The sequence below is a fragment of the Streptomyces sp. NPDC048291 genome, from assembly GCF_043201715.1.
GTDB lineage: Bacteria > Actinomycetota > Actinomycetes > Streptomycetales > Streptomycetaceae > Streptomyces.
In genome coordinates this window covers 169,948-193,580 of sequence record NZ_JBICZC010000018.1, presented here as the reverse complement: position 1 = coordinate 193,580, position 23,633 = coordinate 169,948, and the positions used below count along the sequence as shown (strand labels likewise).

Sequence of the window (23,633 nt, the reverse complement as noted above, 5' to 3'; positions counted from 1 at the left end):
CCGATCATGTCTGAGTCGATCTTCCAGGACAAGAACTGGGACCCCAACCCCGTTTACGAACTCGGCAACGCCCTCATCGACTTCGGTGACTACCTGGACGAGCAGGTCGCCCGGATGACCAGCGCCGAGTTCGATCTGAACAACGGGGCGTGGCAGGGCGACGCCGAGATGTGGATGACTCAGGCCTACTCCGACCAGCGCGAATCGGTGATGGAGATCATCGAGGAGTTCTGGGACACCGGCGAAATGATCAACTACTACGCCATGCTCCGCACCGAGCAGGAGGCCACCCTCGCGAAGCAGTCGCTGGCGAATCTCATCGCGGGCATCGTCGGTGTCCTGCTCGGTGCGCTCCTGTTCGTGGCACCGGAACTCCTCGGCCTCATCGGTGTCGGTATGAGCATCCTCGCGGACATCGGCGGGATGCTGGGGAGCATCTTCACCTTCCTGGTGAACGTCGGGAAGAGCGTCGGCCAGTTCGTCGGCAGCGCTGCCACCGCGGTCGGCGAGGCCCTGCCCGACTGGGTGGTGACGATGGCCGGCGTCACCGGGAACGTCGCCCGGTTCGGCATCGAGTTCATGGGCGTCAACGCGGCTTCGGTGGCGGCGGGCAACGCCGCCGCCGGTCTGGAGACGACCGCCGAGCAGCTCATCCCCGTCCCCACCTCCCTGGAGCAGATCCCCGGCTTCATCTCGGACATGGTGCTGTGGGGCGGGATCGGCGTCGCCGTGGCCTCCGCCGCCAAGGGCCTGGTCAATGTGGCCAGGGAGAAGCTGGACATCATCAAGTCCGACATGAACGTCGGGGACGTGAACGTCGGCGTCGGCGACGTGGGCACCTCGGCCGGCAGCGCGTCGACGGGCGCCGGTTCCGGAACGAGCCCGACCCTGCCGTCCTCGGTCACCGCCGTCTCCTCCGTCAGCGGAACGATCGCCGACTCCTCCAAGGGCCTCACCAAGTCCGACCTGACGCTGTCCTCGGACGTCGAGGTCAACTCCGCCGTGACCCAGACCCTCACGGGCACCACGGTGCGCACCTCCACGGACACGGCACCGGCCCCGACGCCCACCAAGGTGACGGCGACCGTGGCACCCGACGGCCCGAGCGCCGGCGGCGGGACGGCCGTACCCGACAAGGTGACCCCGGTGGACGCCGGCGCCTCTCCCGGCGGCTCCTCGGCGGTCAGGACGGCCACCGACGGCGCCACCCAGCCCGTACAGCCCGCTCCCAAGACCGACACGGTCGGCGGGAACACCGGCGGGAACACAGCCGGGAACACAGTCGGGAGCACGGGCGGCAGCAGTATCACGAGCGGCGTGGCGGACGGCTCCACGAGTCAGTCCGTCCTGCACGACGTCGGCTCCGGCCTGAGCGGTGTGGCCAAGACGGCGCAGGCCGTGCAGCGGACGGTGGACGCGACGACGGTCGGACACTCGACCGGCGGCGGCCCGGAGTCGGCGGGTGCCGCGGGCGCCGAGCACGTGGTGCGGACGAACCTGGAGGCCCAGCCGGCCACCGGCACTCCGCACCAGGCGACCGCGCAGACGCCGAGCCCGACGTCGGCCGCCGACACCGGCGCCCGGGCACAGGACACGGGCGGCAGCGCGGCACCGGGCGTGGCGAAGGCGGTCGACGCCGGGGTGAAGCAGACGCAGAGCGCGCTGCGGACCGTCGGCGACAACCACGCCGTCACGTCGGACGCGGCCGTCCGCAACGCGACGCCCGAGGAGACTGTGTCCCCGGTGCGGTCCGTCGCGTCGGGGAAGCCGGAGGTCGTCCATCCGGCCGGTCCGGTGCGCGAGGCGTCGGCCGGGCAGATCGAGGGCGGTGCCCGTACGGGCACGTCGGAGGTGGCGGGAAGCACGGCTCCCAGGGCAGTGGCGGGGGAGCAGGGTGCCCGCGGCACGGCGGACGGCGGCGCCGCGGCGAAGGCGGTCGGCGCCCGGGCCAACCTCGGGGACACGGCCGTACGCCCGGAGGCGGACCAGGTGCAGCGCGCCTCCGCTGCCGCCGAGGGCACCCGCACGGCTCCGAACGCGGGCCGCGCACCGCTGAAGTCGGCCGCCGGTCTGGGCGGCCGGCAGGTCCGGCCCGCCGCAGACAGGGCGGCCACCGGGTCCACGGCGGACGACGGCGGCCACACGGCCGCGCTCGCCAGGCCGGCGGAGGACAGGACCGCGCCCGTGGAGGCGCCCGAGGGGATCTCGCCGGCCGACGGAACCGTGCACGGAGCATCGGCGAGGGCTGTGTCCGAGGCACGGTCCGCCACCACCTCCGAAGCGGCCGGGCCCGAGCGGCCGGCATCGGACCGCACGTCCGGTGACACGGACGTCACCGCCACCCGCGCGGAGCGACAGCGGGTCGCGGAGTTCAGGGAGACCGCACAGCGCCAGAAGGCGGCGGACAGCCGGACGACCACGGTCCGCGAGGAGGCCACCGAGCGGAGCGCCGGCGCGAGCCGTGACGATGCGGTGTCCGGGTCCGCCGACGACATGTCCCGCTCCGCCGCGGCGAGGTCCGCCGAGGCGACGGAAGCGACCGACGCGTCCGGGGCGGGGGAGAAGTCACCGGGGCAGCTCAGGGACCAGAGCCCGGCGGACCGGGCGACGAACCACGAGCCGGCCGTCGCCGGCACGGAGGCCCGCACGGAGGCCCGCACGGCGGTCGCCAAGTCCGAGCACGAGGACGGAGCCGGGACCGGCACCGAGGAGCAGCCCGGGCACGAGCAGCCTGCCTACGCCTACCGGCACGACATGTCGGACGCGAAGAACGCCGCGTACGAGGAGGCCAAGGGCCGGCAGAACGAGACCTACGAGTCCAGGCTGGCGGACGAGGCGGAGCGGGCCGGCCGGCGGCTGGAACACAACCGGCGCCTGTGGAACGCCTTCGAGGACGTCCGCGACGATCTGGCCCACGAATACCCCGCGGTCAGGTCCGAGCCGGTCGGCGACATCGAGGCCGTCGTCAGAGGCGAGGGTGTCCCGGACCGCTATGCCGAGGGGATGTCCGACGCGTACCACAAGGCGGTGGACGAACACCGGCAGTACCTGGAGGAGCACCCGGAGAAGCGGGCCGACGAACTCCGGGTGGGGACCGACGCCGAGACCGGCGCCGTCACGCACTCCCCGCTGCAGGCCAAGCTGGCGAAGGCGCTGGAGTCCGTCCTGGACGACGGCTACCGGGGTCCGTCGCCCGCCGAGCTCGTCGAGGCGATCCGGCGGTCGTCGGACGAGAACTTCGGGCCGAAGGACTGGGCCCGGAAGATCGGCGTTCCGGAAGACCTCGTCTCCACCGTGGCCGGCGCCTTCCAGGAGGCCCGCTTCGAGCACTCGCGCGCGGGCGGGACCGATCTCCACACCCACGCGTTCGAGGAGACGTTGGCCGCCAGGCTGGAGGACCACCTCGGCAACCTGGAACACCACCTGCCGACAAGGTCCTTGGCCGACCGGATGATCCGTGAGGAGAACCGGTTCCAGGGCGGTCAGCCGCGGCCCTGGCGGGAGGAGGTCAAGCAGCGGCTCGAAACCCGGATCGAGGGCATCGGCGACGCCGTCGAGCGGGGCGACCTCACCGCCCGGCAGGGCGAGGCCGCGATCCAGAGCCTGTACGAGGGACTGCCCCAGGAGTTCGCCCTGGAGGCTGCCCTCCGCCAGCTGCGCAGTGCGGCGGCGGACGCCTTCGACCGCGCCCTGACCCACCCGGACCGTCCCGGCGAGAACCTGTTCACCTCCGAGGCCCTCTTCGACCGGCGGCCGTTCTCGCCGAAGGACGAGGCGGCCTTCAGGACCGACTTCCTGAACGAGTTCACCACCGACCTGCACGGCATCACCCGCCAGTTGGACCTGGACGGGAACCTGGTGCACCGGGACTTCCTGCCGGACCTGTTCCAGGGCGCGCAGGCGCGCTTCGACGCCCTGACACGCGGCCTGGAGACTCGGCTGACGCTCGCAGAGGACGCCACGCGCACCTTCGACTCCATGGCCGACGCCAGATCCCTGGACCGGTCCTCCGACGACATGGGCACGGTGCGCAAGGACTTCCTCGACGAGTACGCCGAGGCCACCGGCACACTCGCCGACGGCCGCCCGCTGCGCGAACTGACCAGGGACGAGTACGCGGACGCGGCCCCCCGGTTCAACCGCGCCGTGCAGGAACTGCATGACCGCTGGGCGGCCAGGCTCGACGCGAAGGCCGCCGAACGCGACCTGCGCGAGCAGGCCGCCGAGGTGCGCGACAACCGGTACGTCGCCTCCCGCGAGGTCGCCGACAAGATGCTCGCGGACCACACCAAGGCCTTCGACGAGGAAGTCACCGGGATCCTCGACTCCCGCGAACCGGCCGACCTGTCCGCCGACGACTGGGCCGCGTACACGGCCGACCTGAGCGAGGCCCACCTGCGGCTGACGGAGCAGCTGGCCGCCCGGCACGACCTGCACTCCGGCCTGGAGAAGACGCTGGCACAGGCGGACGACTACCTCTACGCGGTCGTCGGATCCCGGAAGGAAGCCGAACTGGGCTCGCAGGCCAAGCGCGTCCAGGACGACATGCACAGGACGCTCACCGACGCCTACCGCGAACAGGTCGGGATGCCCGAGAGGGGCCAGTGGTCCGGCGAGGAACTGAGCGCCAGGGAAGCGGAGTTCCACGACACGGTCCTCGATCCCTACGTCCGGTCCCTCAGCGACCGCCTGGCCTACGAGGGCGCCTTCGACACCGCCCTCGCCGAAGGGGGCCGCCGGTTCAACGACTTGTCGAGCAAGGTCGACGAGGCCACCGGAGCGGTCACCGGACGCTACGCGCTGAACGGCTACGACCTGGGCCGCGTGGCCGACGACTTCAGGAACGACGCCGCGCGGACCCACCAGGAGATCTTCGGCCCCGCCGACCGCGACGTGGAAGCCGCCCTCGGCACGGAGCGGGCCGACGGCGACGTCTTCGGCACGGCCCGCAGCCAGGCGTGGCGCGACCTCGTGAACGAGGTGGAGGGCCCCCGGCAGCGTGCCGAGCAGGACGCGTGGCGGGCCCAACTGCGCCAGATGTTCTCCTCCTTCGAGGCGGACGCCGGCGTGCGCGGACAGGTCGAGACGCACGCGTCGGCCCTTGGCTCCGACAGCGTCCGCCAGACCTTCCGGGAGGACAGCCGGCAGGTCCTGGACTCCTTCAGGCAGGAGCTGACGGCGGCCCGGACGACGGACGACCTCAGCACAGCGGTGCGCACGGCGCAGGAGAAGATCCAGTCCCTGTACGACGAGGCGGCGCAGGCCGACGCGGAGTTCCGCCGGCCGCGGGAAACCCCCTCGTGGAAGCTCGACTTCACCCGGCTGACGATCGACCGGACCCCGCTCGGGGAATCCGGCCGACAGCACGGACAAGCCGGCGCGACGGCCTCCCGGGACACCGGGGCCCCCGACGAACGGGCGCAGGCCGTGTCGATGGCCGCACAGGGTCCGGTCGGTGCGCTGGCCGGCCTGCGAGCCGGAGTGGAGCTCCGCGAGCAGCCGTACCAGCAGTTCGAACAGCGGCTCGCCGACAACCCGGCGCTGCGGGACACCATCCCGTACGCGGAGCAGGCGCAGGTCCGGGAGTGGTACGCCGACCGGTGGACGCAAGGGGCACAGGAGCCGGACGCCGTCGGCCACGACGAGCCGAACACCGCGCTGGACACCGAGCTGACGCAGAAGCTGGCGCAGGCATACAGCCAGGCGAAGGCCACGGCACAGGCGCACGAGGTCTTCGACCGTGAGATCGCCCTGTCGTGGAAGCTGCGCTCGACATACGCGTCCTTCGGCGCCTCGTCCGTGGCCCGCTCGATCCGGGACGACTTCGGCCGGGCGATGACCGATGCCGCCGCCACCGCCGCCGGTGAGGAGGGGGTGGCCGCGCGGCTGACGGAGGAGTTCCGGCAGCGGTACACGCAGGCGTACGAGGGCTGGCGGGCCGAGCAGCGGGCGCACGAGTCGTTCGAGAAGGCGCTCGTTCTTCCCGAGGGGGTCGACCTGACGCGCGGGCGCCCGTCGTGGGCCCAGGAGCAGCGCGCCTGGTACGACGGCGGGCTGCGGGAGCTGCGCGGGCTGTACACGAAGGAGTGGCTGGCCGCCGGCGAGGGCCGGCCCGGCGCGGACACGGCGAGCCGCCTGGAGACGGGGGTCCGCCGGGCGGCGTCGATCCTGCTGGCCCGCGCCGAGTCCCTGGGCGGGCCGGTCCGGCAGGCCGCCGAGCTGGCCCGGGCGCGGGGCGCGGAGTCTGGCTGGTCCCGCGAGCTGACCCGCCGGCACAGCACCGAACAGGGGGCGCTCGTCCAGGACTTCGTCGCCTACCTGGGGCAACTGCGGCCGGGCGACCGAGCCCCGGCCATGGCCGACCTCGCCGCCGGGCTCGACGCGCTGCGGGACGCGGCCCGGGTCCGTCATCTCGCCGACCAGGACCTGGCCGGCGCGCTGTCCGCCGTACGGCTCGCGCCCGTGACCGTGACCTCGGACGCCGTGGCAGGCTGGGCCCGCCGGGAGATCGACCGCATCCGCGCGGAACACGTCCGGGCGTTCGAGGCCGAGTACGCGGAGAACGACGAGGTCGCGGCGGTGCCGGTGCCGGCGGAGCCGGAGCACGGACAGGGGCGCAAGCGGTTCGCCGACGGGCTGTCGGCCGCCGACCTCTCCCTGGTCAAGGCCGGTGTGAACAAGGAGCTGGCGCGGCAGAACTGGCGCCGGGGTCCCGTGACGAACGAGGACGTGGCGAGGGTGTTCGCCGCGCTGCCGTCGTACTGGAAGACGGACCTGAAGTCGATCGTGGAGGTGACCGCCGGCGCGGTCGTCAAAATGGCGCTGGCCGGGACGGACGACATCAGGGACATCAAGCTGGGCAGGGGACCCGGCGGCGCCCCCAACCTGGACGCCGTCATCCCCCGGAGCCGGACCCGGGCCGGGCGGCAGGCCCAGCCCCAAGAGCCGGGCCAGGGCCAGGACCCGGGCGGGATCCCGCAGATCGTCGCCGCCCCGCCCGCCGACGAGCCGGCCCCCCTGACCCAGCAGCCCAGGGTTCCCGGCGCCCGGATCGACGAGGAACTGGCACTGCACCGGCCGGCCCGGCTGGACCACGACCTGCTGCCGCCGCCCGTCCACCAGGGCCCCCGCCGGTTCGAGGACGGCAGCAGGATGCCGGACCACCTCAACCTCCTGACGTTCATGGCCGGGGGCGAACCGGACGTGCTCGTCGACCCGGACCGCAGGGCCGTGCTCGACGACTCCGTCGCCTACGGGCAGAGCGAGGTGACGCTGCGCGGCACCGGCCAGGTCGTGGCGGAGATGGAGCGGCTGCTCGGACAGGACCCGACGACCCGGCCGCAGGAGCCGCGACCGAGCGGACGGCGGCAGCGTCCCGGCGGCGCCGACGACCTGCTCGGCCGGGTGCGGCAGGCCCTGGGGAGCGCGCCGCGGACCTTCGCGGGCGAAGGGCGCGACTTCGTCTACCGCACTGCCGAGGGACGGATCCGCACGCTCCGCGTCAGGACCCGCAACTACGGGGAGTGGGAGCGGTTCGACGACGGTTCGGGGAAGCAGAACAAGGTCGACAACCTGAACCGCAGCCAGGCCACCACCGGGGCCGGCAAGACGGTCGCCACCACCCGGCAGCTGGCCCCGGGCGTGCCGCTGGGGCCGCCGAGCGGGGTGTTCGCCGGGTTCGGGCGGGTCTCCGCCCGGTTCGGATACTCCAGGGCCTTCGACTACCTGATGAGTGAACAGGTGGTCAGCCAGAGCGAGAACCGCTCGGGCGGCGGCTCCCATCAGCATCTCGACGACGTGCACTACGAGTTGACGGTCATCGACGGGCCGCCGCGGGCCGCGCGCAAGGGCGTCCTCGGCACTGCCTGGCGGCGCAGGCCCGCCGAGGAACACCGCGCCGACCAGGTCTTCGGCTTCGGCGTGCGCGACGGTCTCGGAGTGCGGCTGCCGGACAGCCTGACGGATCAGTCGGAGCCGGGCCGGACGCCGAGGGAGATGGACCTCGGTGCGGAGTCCGACTACCGGCTGGTGTACACCGAGGACTTCGGCCCGCTCCGGGAGATCCGGGACTGGGCGGCGGACAGGATCGGTGCCGAGCCCGCCAGTTCCGCCTACCAGGAACTCGACGGTCTCTTCTCCTCCGACAGCTTCCAGCAGCTGGCCGGGCGGCTGACCCACTCCCGGGTGACGAGTGTGCCGCTGCAGGCGGACGACAGGAAGCGCACCCCGCTCGGTGCGTTCGTGATCGAGCGGCTGGTCCCCGGACGGGCGCGGTTCGTCACCGAGACGGACCTGCAGGAGCTGCGTGAGACCGGCCAGTTGACGGTGCGCAACGAGCGCAAGGAGACCAAGTCCCTCAACCAGGACTTCGCCGTCGTCACGGGTCCGACCTTCAACCTGCCCAGCCTGTTCGGCCTGACCGACGCGGTGAAACTGCGCCTCCAGCTCGGGCCGAGCGGACGTTACGGCCACTCCTCGGGGCGCGCGCAGGTGACGGGCGGTTCGGGCGCGGTCAAGGCGGTCGGGCAGGTGAAGGACAGCACCACCGCCCTGTACGTCGTCGAGAAGTTCGTCTACGTGCGCAAGACCGGGGACGCGCAGCCGACGCGGTTCGTCACCTGGAGCCTGGACCGGATGACGCAGACCGAGGCGCGCCGGCTGGCAGGCTGGGACGACGGCACGACCCTGCCGGCGCGGCACGGCGGGGAGCCGTACGCCCCGGCGTACCTCACCCCGGACCACCCGCCCACCCTCGGCATGAGCAGGGTGGAACAGTTCACCTTCGCCGACGGCCGCTACAGCGGCACACCTGCCCCGGCCGCCCCGGCGGTGGAGGGCGCCGACGGCATCGAACTCACCGACACGGACACCGGACCCGCGCGGACCGTACTCGACACCCTCATCGACCAGGTGCTGGAGGTGGTCGCCCAGAAGTACCCGGGGATGGTCGCCCCGCCGGCCGAGCTCGGCGATCCGTCCGCGTGGCGCAACGCCGCGCACTACCAGATGGTCCTGTCCAACACCCTGACCGTCATCAACGCGCTGTCCCACCACAGCATGGCCGGGAACCTGGAGGCGCTGACCACGACCGGCATCCGGGTCGGTCTGGTGGACCCCGGCCGCGCCACCCGCGGCTACCGGTACATCTGGCTGGACGCCGAACTGACCGACCGCCGCTACGAGGGCACCCAGAACGACCTCAAGATGCGGTTCAGCGCCCCGGGCGCCACCTCCGTCGCCGGGCAGCAGAGCATGGCGCAGAGCGCGGGCGGCGGCTTCGAGTTCCTGGCATCGGTGCGCGACAAGGCCGTCGACAACGTCAACGCGCCGCTGCACGCCGGTACCGCGCAGCTGGGTTACCAGGCGGAGAGCAAGACGCAGCACGCCATCGGCTACGGCCCGAGCGCGACGTTCGAGCCGATGGCGATCAGCACCAAGCCGTCCCACCTGTACAGCTACGGCCTCACGCTCACCGCGAGCACCGGTGGCTACTGGCGCTTCCGCAGCCTCTTCCGGGGCATCGCCTCGCTCGGCATCCTGGGCACCCAGCCCTTCGTCTTCAGCCAGGGCAAGACCGAGATCCTCGGGGACACCGCGGCCGACCCCGCCACCCGGGGCCGGGTCCTGCTGAGCGTCCCCTCCGAGCACATGCCGGCGCGGGACCCGCACACGGCCGGCGCCGTCAACCCGTACGCGGGCACGGACGCCGACCGCGTCACGCGCGAGCCCATGACCGACGCCCAGGCCAAGGCGCTGGCGGCGGGCTCCCTGGCGGCCGTCGACACCGGACGCCAGGCGGGTCCGCTCGGCGAGCACGCCCACCACACGGTGTCCGTGCTGGGCCTGGGCGGTGAGCCCGGCATCGTGGACAGGGTCCTCAAGAAGGCGTCGGGCGGGCTGTGGCACCTCACCGAGGCGGGCGCGCCCGCGCACGACGCGGCGGTGCGCCCGGAGCGGGCACAGTTCCTGACGGCGGACTTCGACCAGAGCTCCGGCCCGCTGGGCTCGCGCACCACCGGGCTGTTCGGCAAGGGCCCCTACCTGGACTACCTGGGGACCGTGGTGCACCGGGTGCGGGTGAGCGCGCTGCGGGCCCTGGGCCGGCCGGTTCCGCTGAAGGTCGAGCTGACCGTCGGCGGCAGCACCCAGGCGTCGGGGTCCCAGACCAAGTCCTTCACCCATTCCTTCGGCGGCACCCTGGTCTACAACCACTCCCACACGGCCGGCCCGGGGATCACCGGCGGCTACGGACTGGTGATGCGCCCGTGGTGGAGCTCCCGGGGGAAGGCGGTCCAGGTCGCCCGGACCATCACCTCGGACATCAACCGGGTCGACGGCGGTCACCAGGTGCTGGTCGCCGGTGACGCCGAGCACGAGGTCGCGGCGTCCGTGCGCACCGCCGGTCTGCTGGCGCCGCTGTCGCGACTGCTGCCGGGCCGCACGCAGGGCTCGGCCGGGGAGCGCTGGCAGGTCCGCGGCGGCTGGCTCGGGCACATCCCCGAGCGCAGCGCCCACCTGCTCAAGGTCATCAAGGACGCGGCCGGGGCCGTACCGACGTACACGAACAGCCCCTGGAAGCAGCCGGAGTGGTTCCGGAACAACCTCTTCGCCACCTATCCGGTGAACTCGCTGGACACCACCCGGGTGCTGGACGACTTCGACCGCAGGACCCGTGACCTCGGGCTCGACGACTCCAGCCGGGAGGCCATCCGGCAGCTGGTCTCGGCCCGTGTCGTGCGGGCGCTGCGCCGGGAGATGACGGGCATCGGCACCTCGGCCCCGGCCAGGATCGGCGGCCCCGGCTGGAAGCGGATCAGGATCGGCACCCGGACGGTGCGGGTGCGGGCGCGGCTGGTCCCGGACCTCAACGGCCAGCAGTTCAGGGGGCTGTGGGCGGGCCTTGAGCTGGAGGACCACCGGCTGGCGGTCGAGACCGTCACCGAGGCGTTCGACGCGACGACCGGCCGCGACACGGGCGTACTGGTCACCGAGGGAGTGCACACCTCCGACCCCACCGTGCGTTCGGGCGGTCCCACCTACGCCGAGCTGGGCTCCAACCGGCAGGGTGTGTCCGGGTCCCGGGCAACCACCCGCACGAAGCTGTGGTCGTCCTACACCAACGAGCCGCACGCCGAGTTCAGCACCGGGTACCGGCTCGAACTCAGCATGGAGATCGAGGGCGACGGGGCCGAGTCGGGCCGCGGCAGCAGGCGGAAGGCCAAGAAGAAGCAGCAGGTCTTCACCGAGGGCGACGTCGGCAGGCTGACGGAACTGGTCCCCACCAGCCTGATGCGGCCGGACACCACGGCGACCACCGCCGCGGACGCCGCCCCCGACGCGCTGGCCCCGCCGGAGCCGACCGCCGGGCCGCCGAGCGTGACCGTACTGACCGGAGCCCAGGTCCCCACGACCCCCGAGCGGATCGACGCCTGGCGCGCCACCCGCCACCCCGACGGCACCACCAGGCCGTTCACCATGCCGGCCGAAGGATTCCAGGTCCGTACCGTGGTCGGCGCCGACCAGGTCCAGGCCGCGAACGTCATCGCGCTCGCCAAGGCGTACGACAACACCCTCGCCGGCATCCGGGGACCGCTGACCGGCGAGGCACTGGACCGGGCTCTGGACAGGGCGACGGCCAACGGCCTGACGGCACCGGGCACCGGCTCGGCACAGGCGCTGGAGGACGGCACCGGAAAGGGCGCGCTGTCCGCGTTCTTCCACGACAGCGCCGGCAGCCACGGCTACCAGGTCGCCGGGCTGACCGAGGACCTGTTCGCGGACCGGTCCGACGGCACGCTGGCCATGTACTCCAGGCCGGACCTGGCCGGCGCGGAGTTGCTGGCGGTGGCCGACGACGTCCGGATGGAGGCCGCCGACCGCTACACGGAGAGCGGTAACGTGACCGCCTCCCAGGGCGGTACCCAGGACTCGTCGCTCGGCGCGTTCCCGGCCCTCAAGACCGACATGGTCGGCGTGACCGGCCCCGGCGCGAGCGGCACGGGCACCGACACCATCGAGACCGACGGGCGGCTGGTCACCGAGGAACGGGTGAAGCAGGACCGGATCAAGCCGAAGGCGGCCCGCGCGTTCGCGTTCGCCGTCCCGGTCACCTGGCTGAGCGTCGCCGACGTCAACCGGCAGTTCAAGGACGGCTCGGTCGCCACCTGGCTCCGGGACCACCTGATGGGCCCCTTCGGCGGCACCAGGCCCGGCCCGCAGGCCGTCGAGTCCCGTAGCCATGCCGTCGCCTGGGTCCGCGAGGACGTCGCCCGCGACCTCGGGCTGATCACCGACGCCAACTTCCCCTCCCAGGTCGCCAAGGCCTGGGACCGGGTGAAGGACGCGGGCAAGGAGTGGGCCGACGCCGACGGGAAGTACTGGAAGCTCCGCCGGAGCCTCGCCGATCTGCAGGAGTCCGTCGACGCGGCCGTGGCCGCCCGGTCCGTCGCCCGCCGCGACCGCGACGCGCTCCACGCCGCCGCACGGCCGGAGCACATCGCCGTCCACGACGAACTCGTCGCCACGATCACGGCCGCCGAAACGCGGGCCGCGGAACGGCGCGACGGCCCCCCGTCCGAACAGCTCGCCCGGGCCCGGACCACGGCCGAGAACGCCCGGGCGACGGTCGAGGCGCTCGACGCCGAGCGGGATGCGCTGAGCGCGGCGGAGCCCGAGCACGACGGCTGGGCCGACCTCGTCCACGACCAGCTCCGCACACTCGACGAGCGGATCGACCTGGCGCGCCGGGCCCGACGCGGCGCCGAGGAGCGGCTCGCCGCAGTCGAGCGGGAGGAACTCGAGAACCGGCAGGCCGAACTGGACCGGACCGTCAGGGAGGCCAGGCAGACGGCCGGCGCCCGGCGGGCCGTCGTGGACCGGCCGGTGCGGGCCGCCGAGGAGAACATACGCACCGCGGCCCGGGCCGTCCGGACGGCGCAGGAGGCCCTGGACATCCGGGTCCGCGAGGTGAGCGAGCAGCAGACCGCCGCCGAGACCGCGGCCGCCGCCTTTCACCAGGTACGGGCCGAGACCGACCGGCTGACCCGCTGGCACCGGCTGCCCGACGACCCGCGCACCGCGGCCGACCCGAACGCGGCCCGGACCCGGGCCGGGGTGCCCGAACCGGAACTGGCCCCCGCCGCCGCCACCGCGGAGAAGCCCAAGGCCGCCCCGCGCCCCGGCTACGCCGACGCCGTCACCCTCGACGGCTCGCCCGCGCTGATCGCCCCCGAGGGCGGCACCGTCCACCGGCTGGTCGACGTCCCCGAGGACGGCAGGTCGTTCTTCCACGCGCTCGGCGAGAGCCTGGGCCGGGAGTCGGCCGGTGACGCGGACACCCTGAGGCGGGAGTTCGCCGACCGGCTGGCCGCGCTGCCGGACGACTCACCGCTGCTCGCGTACGTCACCCCGGACACCAAGGACACCTTCACCGACGACGAGTTGCGCGCCGCCGGAGTCGACCTCGGCACCGACACCCCGCAACGGCGCGAGTTCGACGCCCTGGGCGTACTCCCGCACTCCGCAGGACCGCAGGCCACCCCCGACCAGCGCCACCGGCCGCTCACCGCCGCCCAGCGCCGCGCCATCGCCGTGGCCCAGCTGCGCCGTCCGGCCGCCGCCGACGCGGCCGACGAGACCGGCTGGGACCACAGCGCCGCCGACGTCCTCGCGTCGCTCGCCGCCCAGCGGTTCGGCGTCGTCGTCCGGGTCGTCGCAGCCGACGGCACCTTCCAGGACTACGGACCGGACCCCGACGTCCCGGCCGCGGCCGATGCCGAAAGGGTGGTGCTGCATCTCACGGACCGGCATTTCCGCGCCGTCGACCGGACGCCGACGGGAGGCACCGCCGGAAAGGCCGCGCCGCCCGCGACGGCGGAGACCACGCCGACCGGGCCCTCGGGCGACCTGCCCGCCCACGCGACCCGCCCCTGGACCTGGGAGGGCCTGGACGGCACGGCGGCCACGGACCGCTCCCGGTTCGACGCGGCGACCCGCCCCGGCCACCTGATCGCCCCCGACGGTCGGGTCTCCGACCTGGTGGAGGCCACCGGTGACGGGAACCGCTTCTACGCGGCCGTGGCGACCGCGCTGACGGCCGTCCGGAACCAGCCGGCCGCCGCCGTGGCCGCCGTGACCGTCCCCGGGGCGGCCCAGGCGGTGCCCGCCACCGCCCGGCTCGCCTCCCGGGCGACGTTCCGGCCGGGGGAGCTGACGGACGCCGGGCTGACGCTCACCCCGGAGCAGACCGGGGAGTTCGAGCGGAGCGGCGGCCGGCTGCCCGCGTCCCTGACGCTCACCCGACCGCAGGAAGAGGCGCTGATCCGGGCGCAGTTGACCGCGGCCCGGCGCTGGGACCGCGCGACGGCCCTGCTGGCCGCCGAGCTGACCGCCGAGGCCAACGGGATCCGACTGACCCTCGTCCACGAGGACGGCACGGTCCACGCCTTCGGCGCGGCGGCTACCGGCGCCGACACCACGGTGACGGTGTACGAGCGCGGGGACGAGTACCTCGCGGCCGTCCCGGCCACCCCGCTCGACGCGCCCCAGACTGCGAGTACCGCTCACGATGGCGGCGCTGCCCGGGCCGAGGGTGCGGCTCAGGTCGAAGATGCTGCCCAGGGTGAGGGTGCCGGCCTGGTCGTCGGCGTCGGCGGTGGGAAGGGCAAGCAGCGGGCGACGGACGAGGGGGAGAACCCGGCCGCGGCGACCGCCCGGCGCGTGGATGTGCCGACCGCCGTGGCGGACCACGAGGCGGCCGTGGCGGAGGCGCAGAACGAGCGCGTGTCCGCCGCCGCGGAAGTGGGGCGGCTGAACGCCCTGCTCCGCCGGGCGGAACAGACGTGGCAGGCCGGTGCCGGTCCGTCCGGCACGCGTGACCCGCGGGTGGCACCGCAACAGCGCCTGGACGAGGCGATGGCCCGGTTCGAGGCGGCCGAGCACCGGCTGACCGAACTCCGGGAGGGCGCCGGGCAGATCCTCGGCGGCCTCGCGCCCAGCCTTCCGGCCGTGCGCGACACGGAGGTGTCCGGATCCGCCGACGATCCGACGAACGCACTGCTCGCACGGGCGTGGCGTGACCTCGCCGCGGCCCGCCGGGAACTGGCCACCGCGGAGGGCCTGTTCGAGGAGCTGACCGCCGGTCCGGAAGGGGACTCGGAGGGCCGGAGCCAGGCGGCGCGGGACTTCGACTCCCCGGAGCGCGTCGAGAACGGCCCGGCGTCGCCGTACGCGGAAAGCCTGCCCGAGCGCCCGCGGGCGCTGAGCATGGACATCACGGATCTGGCACCCTCGCGAGAGGTCGCGCCGCCGGCCGGGTCGCAGGCCGCCCCCGCGGCGTCGCATCCGGCACTGGCCCAGCCGCTGAACCCCAATCCGCCGCTGAACGGATACCTGTACCACGGGTCGAGCGCTCCGCCGGAGAACGTCTTCCGCGAGGGACTGAACTCCGCCGCCCGGCAGGAGGGGGGCGTTCCGCACTACGACATCACGCAGCACATCCACAACGCCCGGGGCAGCGGGTTCGTCTCCACGACGGCGAACCAGAACGTGGCCCTGCAGTTCATCCGTCCCAGCGGCGACACGACGCGGGTCGGCAAGAACACGTACATGAAGCGGGAGGGATACATCTACGTGGTGGACCCCGGCGACGCGCCGCTGATCCACCTGCATTCGCAGAACCTGCCGGAGAACCTCGCGCGCTTCCGTTACCAGGAGGAATGGGCGGCACTCGACAGCGTCCCGCCCGAGCGGATCAAGGGCGTGATCCGGGTCTCCGGCTACTACAACCCCGTCCCGGACGGCAGGGGCGGCATCACCATCGAGCCCGCCACGGGGTCGAGCCTCACCATGCCGTTCACACCCAACCCGGGCTTCGCGGAACCCACCGCTTCCACACCGCTCACGCATCTGGACCCCGACACGGGCGCGGCCGACGCGCCGTCCCTGCACCACGAGTCGGGCGACCTGGGCCTGGCACACCCCGAACGGGTCACCCACACCCCCGCCGGACGCCCGGACAACGCCCTGCACCACACCCCGGCCGGTACCCGAGCCGCCGCCGATCCGGCCGACGGCACCGAAGAGACCGCGTCACCAGAACCCTGGACCAGGGGAAAGGTCACCTTCGAGGAGGGCTCCAAGGCGATCGACCCCGTCCAGCGCGGTCGACTCACCACGCTCGCCCGCAAGGTGGCCGAGGTGGGCCTGCGCGACGTACGGGCGGGCCTGCCGGCTCCCTGGATCACCGTCACCGGGCACGGCAACGGCTCGTGGCTCACGCCGACCCGCGACGACCGGGGCGCCGCACGGACGGGCCAGGAGCGTGCGGACGCCGTCGCCGACGCGTTGCGGACCGAGATCTGGAACGCCCTGTACCTGCTCCAGCAGAACGACCTGCCCACCACCACGCACGTCGACGCCGGCGCCTTCACAGTCCGCGCCGTCAGCGGAGGACGGACGATCTCCTCCGACGGCGCGTCCGAGGGCGCCGAGCTGCGCACCCTGCGGCGGGTGGCGGACGTCGAGATAGAGCCGGCGCCCCGCTCGGCGGCCGTCGAACTGCTCGACGGACTGCGCTCGGCCGGCCCCGATCCCGCGCTGCGCGAGGCGCCGTTCAACCCGGATCCGTTCGCCCGCCGGATCCTGCACCTGGGCGAGCAGCAGCAGGTGCGCGACCACCATCGCCAGGAGCTGTACGCGCTGGTGGACGAGGCGATCGCGGCCGGCCGGGCGACGAGCGTGGCAGCGCTCGGCGCGTACCACCTCTGGCGGCACGGGGCGCTGTCCGCCGCGACCCGGATCACCGGTCCGGACGGCAGGGCCCTGGGCCGCAACTGGACCGGCGCCCAGATCACGGACCTGGCCACGAAGTCCTACTTCCTGGTGCGTGAGGGCCGTTTCGTGGACAGTCCGGCGGCGCTGTGGCAGCAGCCGGGCACCGGCGACACCCGCCCCTACGTCGTCGCGGCCAAGGGCGGTCACGACCATGTCGTGGTGCCGTTGGCGAACGGTTCCGAACCGCGCGTGCCGCTGGACGAGTTCGCCGAGCTGCTGGCCATGGACACCGACCTGGCCGGACTCGACGCCGGGCTCCCCGTCGTACTCGCCGTCCCGCACGCCGGTGCCCGCAGTCCGCGGCTGCCGCGCACCGCCGCCGCCCGGACCGGCAGGACCGTGTGGGCGTACAGCGGCCAGACCGAGCTCTACGACGACCCGAAGTCGCAGCGGACCCGGATCGTGGTGGCCGACCGCAGGGCGGCGGGGGAGCCGCTGGGCAGCTGGTTCGCCAGCGGGCCGGACCTCCTCCCGCTCGACGCCTCGGCGGCCGGGGCCGAGGACCGGTTCCTGCGCACGATCGACGGGACGCTCGTCCCGGACGACGACATCATGACCCACACCCTCGCCGCGGACGGGCGCGCCTACGGCCGCGCCGTACTCGGCAAGGACGACATCGTCCGGCGGGAGGCGTACTTCGACTCCCTGCCCGCGATGAACGAGTACGTGCACATCGATCCGGTCAGCGGGCAGCTCCAGGGCGCCGCGCAGAGCGTGCCCTGGTCCGGCCGGGAGGCGTACTTCTTCAACCTGCACGGGCATCCCGGCGAGTTCGAGATCAGCAGGGCGGACGGCACCCTCAAGACCGCCCGCGGTGACCAGGTCGGCGGCTATCTGCGGCGCAGCCCGAGTTTCCGCCGGCTTCCCGCCGACGGCGTCGTGGTGCTCATGTCCTGCTGGGTCGGCGCCGCCGCGAACGGCCACGCCTTCGTCAACACGGCCGGCCGCGCCCCCTTCGTCGCCGATCCGCTGACGACCCTGTCCGAGGCCCAGCAGGTCGCCAACCACACCGACCGCACCGTGTTCGCGGTCGACCGGGTCCACTACCTCACCTACGAGCAGGGGACGAAACGCCAGGGTATCGCCACCACCGCCGAGGGCGGGCGGCGCCAGTGGCTGGAGCTGCGGCCCGAGCCGACGGGCGCGGCACTCGACGACCTGGCCCGTACGGCGAGCCTGCACACGGCCGACGGTCCGGCTCCGGATGAGGCCCGGGAGTCGACCCTCCGTCTGGTGCGGGCGCTGCGCCAGGTGTTCGGTGCCGCGGTCGAGGACGACAAGGACGACGCCCACGGGGAGTACCAGCGGCTGGTGCGCGGTATCGGCGCGCTGGAGTCGATGCGCCGCAACGACGCGCGGCTGCGGGACGCCGGGCCGTTCACGATGGACCTGCTGGAGCGTGCCGCCCGTGCCCACCTGGGCCGGTCAGCGGGCTCGGCCCTGGACTCGACGCACATCCTCGCCGTACTGGAGGCGGCCGGGACCCACCCCGCCGGGACCGCGCTGCGTGACTTCGTCCGACTTCCCTCGGTGGACAAGGCCCTCGGGCTGCTGGCGCAGGGCGATGCCGACCGGCGGGCCGCCGAGGTCCTGGACCTGGAGCCGGCCGATACGGTCACGGCCGCCCACCGGCAGCGGCTGCTCTGGGCGACGGTCAAGGCCGTCGAGGGCCTGGACGGCGCCGCCGACGTGGACGCCCTGGCGGCCAAGGTCCTGCACCTGGGCGCCACCGCCCGGCCCGTGGACGACGCGTTGCGCGAGGAACTCCTCCGGACGCTGGCCGGGGCCGCCGCGGCAGGCCGTGACGTGCACAACCCGACGGCGGTCGCCACCCACCACCTGCGCCGCAACGGCGCCCTGTCCAAGGACACGCTGCTCCGCGCGGGCAACGGCCGGGTGATCGGCCGCAACTGGACCGGCCGGCCGATGACCGACCCGGTACTCAGGGACCGGTACATCGCGGTGGACCCGGCCGTCGGCAAGGCCGGTGCCGCGGTCCGCCCGGTGCCGTGGCGTGCCTCCGTAACCGCCGCCGGCACGAAGGCATCCGGCTTCCTGGTGCTGGCCGAGGGCGGTCGCGCCCACGTCGACATGCCCTGGCCCGACGGCTCCCGGCGCCCCGTGCCGGCCGACGAGATCGCCGAACTGCTCGCCAGCGACGACGAGTTGAGCTCCCGCCCGCAGACGGAGCCGATCGTGCCGGTCCTGCTGCGCACCGGGCGGAGCCGCCCCCTCATGAGGGCCCTGTCGGACCGGGCGGCGACGGGCAGGACCGCCTACATGCCCGCGGCGCACGTAGACCTGTTCCACGACACCGCGGCCAAGGAGTACTACCTGGTCGTGGACGAACCGGCTCAGGGGACGAGCGCCACGACCGGCTGGGCCCGCACCGAGCCGCCGGCCCTGACGTCACCCGGTACGGCGTCGGCCACCGTGACCGTAACCAACTCGATGCCTGCGCAGGAGGCTGCCGACGCGGCCGAGACGATCGACGCGGCTGACGCGGCTGATGCGACGGATGCGACGGAGGTGCTCACCGCGGCCCCCGCACCGCCCACGCCGCGGGTCGCGTCGGCATCCGCCGGTACCGCCGCTGCCGCCACCGTCGGCGCGACCACGGCCCCGGCGTCCTGGACCACGGCGAAGGTCACCTTCGAGGAGGGCTCCAAGGACATCGACCCGGTGCAGCGCGCCGGTCTGGCCGCTCTCGCCCGGAAGATCGCGGAAGCGGGCCTGCGGGACATCCGGGAAGGGTTCCTGGAACCCCTGATCACCATCACCGGGCACGGCAACGGTTCGTGGCTCAAACTGGCGAGCACGGACCGGGGCGCCGAACAGACGGGCCGGCAGCGTGCCGACGCCGTCGCCGACGCGCTGCGGACCGAGATCGGCAATGCCCTGACCCTGCTCCAGCAGAACGATCCGCCCACCGCCGTACGCGTCGACGTCGACGGCTTCGGGATCGACCGATTCAGCGAGGGGCGCAAGACCGCCACCGGCGGCCCGGCCGACGGCTCGGACCTGCGGGCCCTGCGGCGGCAGGTGGAGATCGAGATCGACCTGGCGGACCGCTCGCCCGCCGTCGAACTGCTGAACAAGCTGCGCCTGGCCGATCCCGAGGCCGGTCTCCACGAGGGAGCCTTCGACCGGGATGCGCTCGCCCGCCGGATCCTGCACATCGGCGCGTACGGGCCGGTACGGGACACCCATCGCAGCGCGTTGTACTCGCTGGTGGAGGACGCGATGGCGGCCGGCCGGGCGACGAGCCTGGACGCGCTCGGCGCGTTCGACCTCTGGCGGCGCGGGGCACTGTCCGCGGCCACCGGGATCACCGCTCCGGACGGCAGGGCGCTGGGCCGCAACTGGTCGGACAGCCAGGTCGACGACCTGATCACCGCGACCTACGACCAGGTGAGCGACAAGGGCGAGCAGACTCCCGCGGCGGCGTGGGACCAGCAGGGTCCCGGTGACCACCGCCCCTATGTCATCGCCGCGCAGGGCAACCACGATCATGTCGACATACGGCTGCCGGACCGTTCCCTGCCGCGGGTGCCACTGGGGGAGTTCGCCGAACTGCTGGCCATGGACCAGGAACTGGCCGGTCTCGACGGTCACCTGCCGGTCGTCCTCGTGGTTCCGCACGCGGGTGCCCGGAGTCCGCGTCTGCCGCGCGTCGCCGCCGCCCGGAGCGGCAGGACCGTGTGGGCGCACAGCGGCAATGTGTCGCTGTACAACGACGCGGTGAAGCAGGAGACCCGGATCAGGGTGACCGACCGCAGGCTCCGCGGGGAACCGCTGGGCACCTGGTTCGCCAGCGAGCCGGACTATCCGGGGCTCACGGCCCTCACGCCCGGGGCGTCGAGCCGCTCCGTACGCCTGCTCGACGGGACCCTCCTTCCTGACGACGAGATCATGAGCTACACCCTCGCCGCCGACGGACGCCCGTACGGCCGCGCCATCTTCAACAAGGTCGACCAGTCCCACCGCGAGCCGTACTTCGACCTCGTGCCGACGCTGGACGAGTACGTGCACCTCGATCCCGTCACCGAGAACGTGTACGGCGACGCGGAGCGCGTTCCCTGGGCCGGGCGCACGGCGTACTTCTTCCAACTGCACGGAAGCCCCGGGTCGTTCGGCATCGTGACGACGGGCAGGACCAACGTGTCGGCACGCGGCGACCAGGTCGGCGAGTACCTGCAACGGCGTCCGAGCCTCCAGCGGCTCGCCGCCGACGGCGTCGTCGTCCTCATGTCGTGCTGGGTCGGCGCGCCGGCGGACAGCAAACCGCATGTGACCGACGCCAGTCCCGCTCCCTTCGTCGCCGATCCGCTGGCGACCGTCTCCGAGGCCCAGCAGGTGGCCAACCACACCGACCGCACCGTGTTCGCCGTCGACCGGATCTTCTACTTCACACGCGAGAAGAACGTGCGGCGGCAAGGAGTCGCCGCGACCGCCGAGGGGCAGCGGCGCAAGTGGCTGGAGCTGCGGCCGGAGCCGGCGGGGGAGGTACTGGACGACCTGGCCCGGGCCGCGGGCCTGCACACCGCTCAGGGTCCGGCTCCCGAGGAGCTCAGGGTCGCCACGCTGCGGCTGGTGCGGGCCCTGCGGCAGACGTTCGGTGCCGCGGTCGAGGACGGTGCCCACGGGGAGTACACGCGGCTGGTCCGCGGGATCGGCGCGCTGGAGTCGATGCGCCGCAACGACGCGCGGCTCCGGGACGAGGGGCCGTTCACCATGGACCTGCTGGCGCGCGCCGCCCGTTCGCACCTCGGACGGGCGGCCGGCTCGGCCCTGGACGCGAAGGACATCCTCACCGTGCTGGAGGCCGCGGCGCTGCGGCCCGCCGGGACGGTGCTGCGCGACTTCGTGCCGCTCGCGTCGGTGGACAGGGCCCTCGGGCTGCTGGCGCAGGGTGATGCCGACCGGCGGGCCGTCGAGGTTCTGGACCTGGAGCCCGCCGGTACGGTGACGGCGGTGCACCGGCAGCGGCTGCTGTGGGCGACGGTCAAGGCCGTGGAGAGCCTGGACGGCGCCGCCGACGTGGACGCCCTGGCGGCCAAGGTCCTGCACCTGCCCGCTTCCGCCGCCACCGTGGACGGCGCACGGCGGGCCGAACTCGTGTGGGCGATGGCATCGGCGGCGGCGGCCGGCCGTGACCTCGGCAACCCGTCGGCCGTCGCCGCCCACCATCTGGAACGCAACGGCGCCCTGGACCCGGCCACCCTGCTCAAGACGGCCAAGGGGGTCGTCCTGGGCCGCAACTGGACCGGCACCGCGTTGCGGGACCCGCTGGTCGCGGACGCGTACCTGGTCTCGTCCAACGGCACCTCCGCGGCCAACGCGAAGCTGTACTACGCCCCGTGGCGCGTCGACGGAGCCCTCGCGGGCCAGCGGCCCCCCGCCTACTTCGTGCTGGGCACGGGCGGTTCCGGCCACCTCGACATGCCGTGGCCCGACGGCACGCGGCGCCAGGTGCCCGCCGACGAGATCGCCGAACTGCTCGCCAACGACCCGGTGTTGAGCGGTCGTCCGACGAAGGAGGCGATCGTGCCCGTCGTGCCGGGCTCTGGCCGCGGCGAGATCCTGGCGAAGGCCCTGGCGAGCCGGTCGGCCACCGCCAGGAAGGTGTACACGCCCGCGGTGGAACTCGACCTCTTCCACGACACCACGACCCACGACCACGTCATCGTCACCGCGCAGCTGTCACCAGGGGCCTTGGCCGGAACGGAATGGGAACTCACCGAACCCCCGGCCCTGGCCACCCCCGCCCCGGTCCCGGTGGCCCCCGCCCCTGAAGCCCTGGCGACGGCCGCGGGGCAGGGCGCCGACGACGAGACGGTGCTGTCGTCGTCCGTGGCCGACGCGACCGTGGATGCGTCCGCCTCCGCCGCGGAGGTCGTCGAGGGACCGATGCCGAACGCCGTGATTCCCACGGACGCGGCGGACATCATCCCGCCGCCGATCCCGTACCCGGGCCGACAGGTCTTCGTCGCCCTCACCGACGGTCCCGCATCGGTCCTCGCCGAGGGGCTGGTGCCCGCCGGCACCGGCCTGGACCTCGTCGCCTACGCCCAGGAGGCGGGTGACTCCGGCCACGGATTCGTGACCGCGGACACCTCGCCCGAGGCGGCGGCGCGACGGCTGACGGACGGTACGCGGGGCTACGTCTGGGAGGTCGACGCGCCCGGCGGCATCGACCTCACCGCGACGCTCGACGCCTACGGGTTGTCCGGGACGGCCAGCGGCGGGCAGGAGATCCTCTTCGCGGGCGGCGTCGCCTCCCGGTTCGTCAAGGGCGGCTGGGCCGTCGTCCCCGGCGGCGAGGGGAACACCCTCGGCGAGCGGATCCCCAACCCCCACTACGGCACCGCCCCCGGACGCAGGCTGCCGCTCTCGGTGGTGGTCGAGAAGCGTGAGTTCCCGGTGGAGGACGTGGTGTCCGCGGACGAACTGCGGTTCCTGAACGAGTCGCTGGACCAGAGGGACACGGAGGCGGGCGAAGAGCACGCGCGCGCACTGGGGGCCAGGCTGATCGACCACATCGAGGCGGAGCTCGCGAAGGAGCGCACGGCGCCCGGCCACGTCGACGTGTACCTGACCATGAAGGACGGGAGCTCCTCCCTCGCGGGCATGGCACTGGCCCAGGTCGTCGCGAACGGTCTCGGGCGCCGGGCCGTGCTCACCGTCGGCGGCCTGCGGACACCCGTCGAGATCTGCTCCTCGCGAAAGTGACACAGACCCGATCCGGCCCCGGATCCGTATCTCCGAGTGGAACCCGTCAGTGGAACCCATCAGCGGAA

General features: G+C 73.5%; 1 protein-coding gene. It reads left to right on the top strand.

Features of this window, described 5'->3' with window-relative positions:
* The first annotated feature begins 6 nt into the window (after positions 1-6).
* Complete coding sequence (locus ACGF5O_RS41495) at positions 7-23,565, top strand: lonely Cys domain-containing protein (protein WP_393815116.1); 23,559 nt, start codon at positions 7-9, stop codon at positions 23,563-23,565.
* The last annotated feature ends 68 nt before the right edge of the window (positions 23,566-23,633 follow it).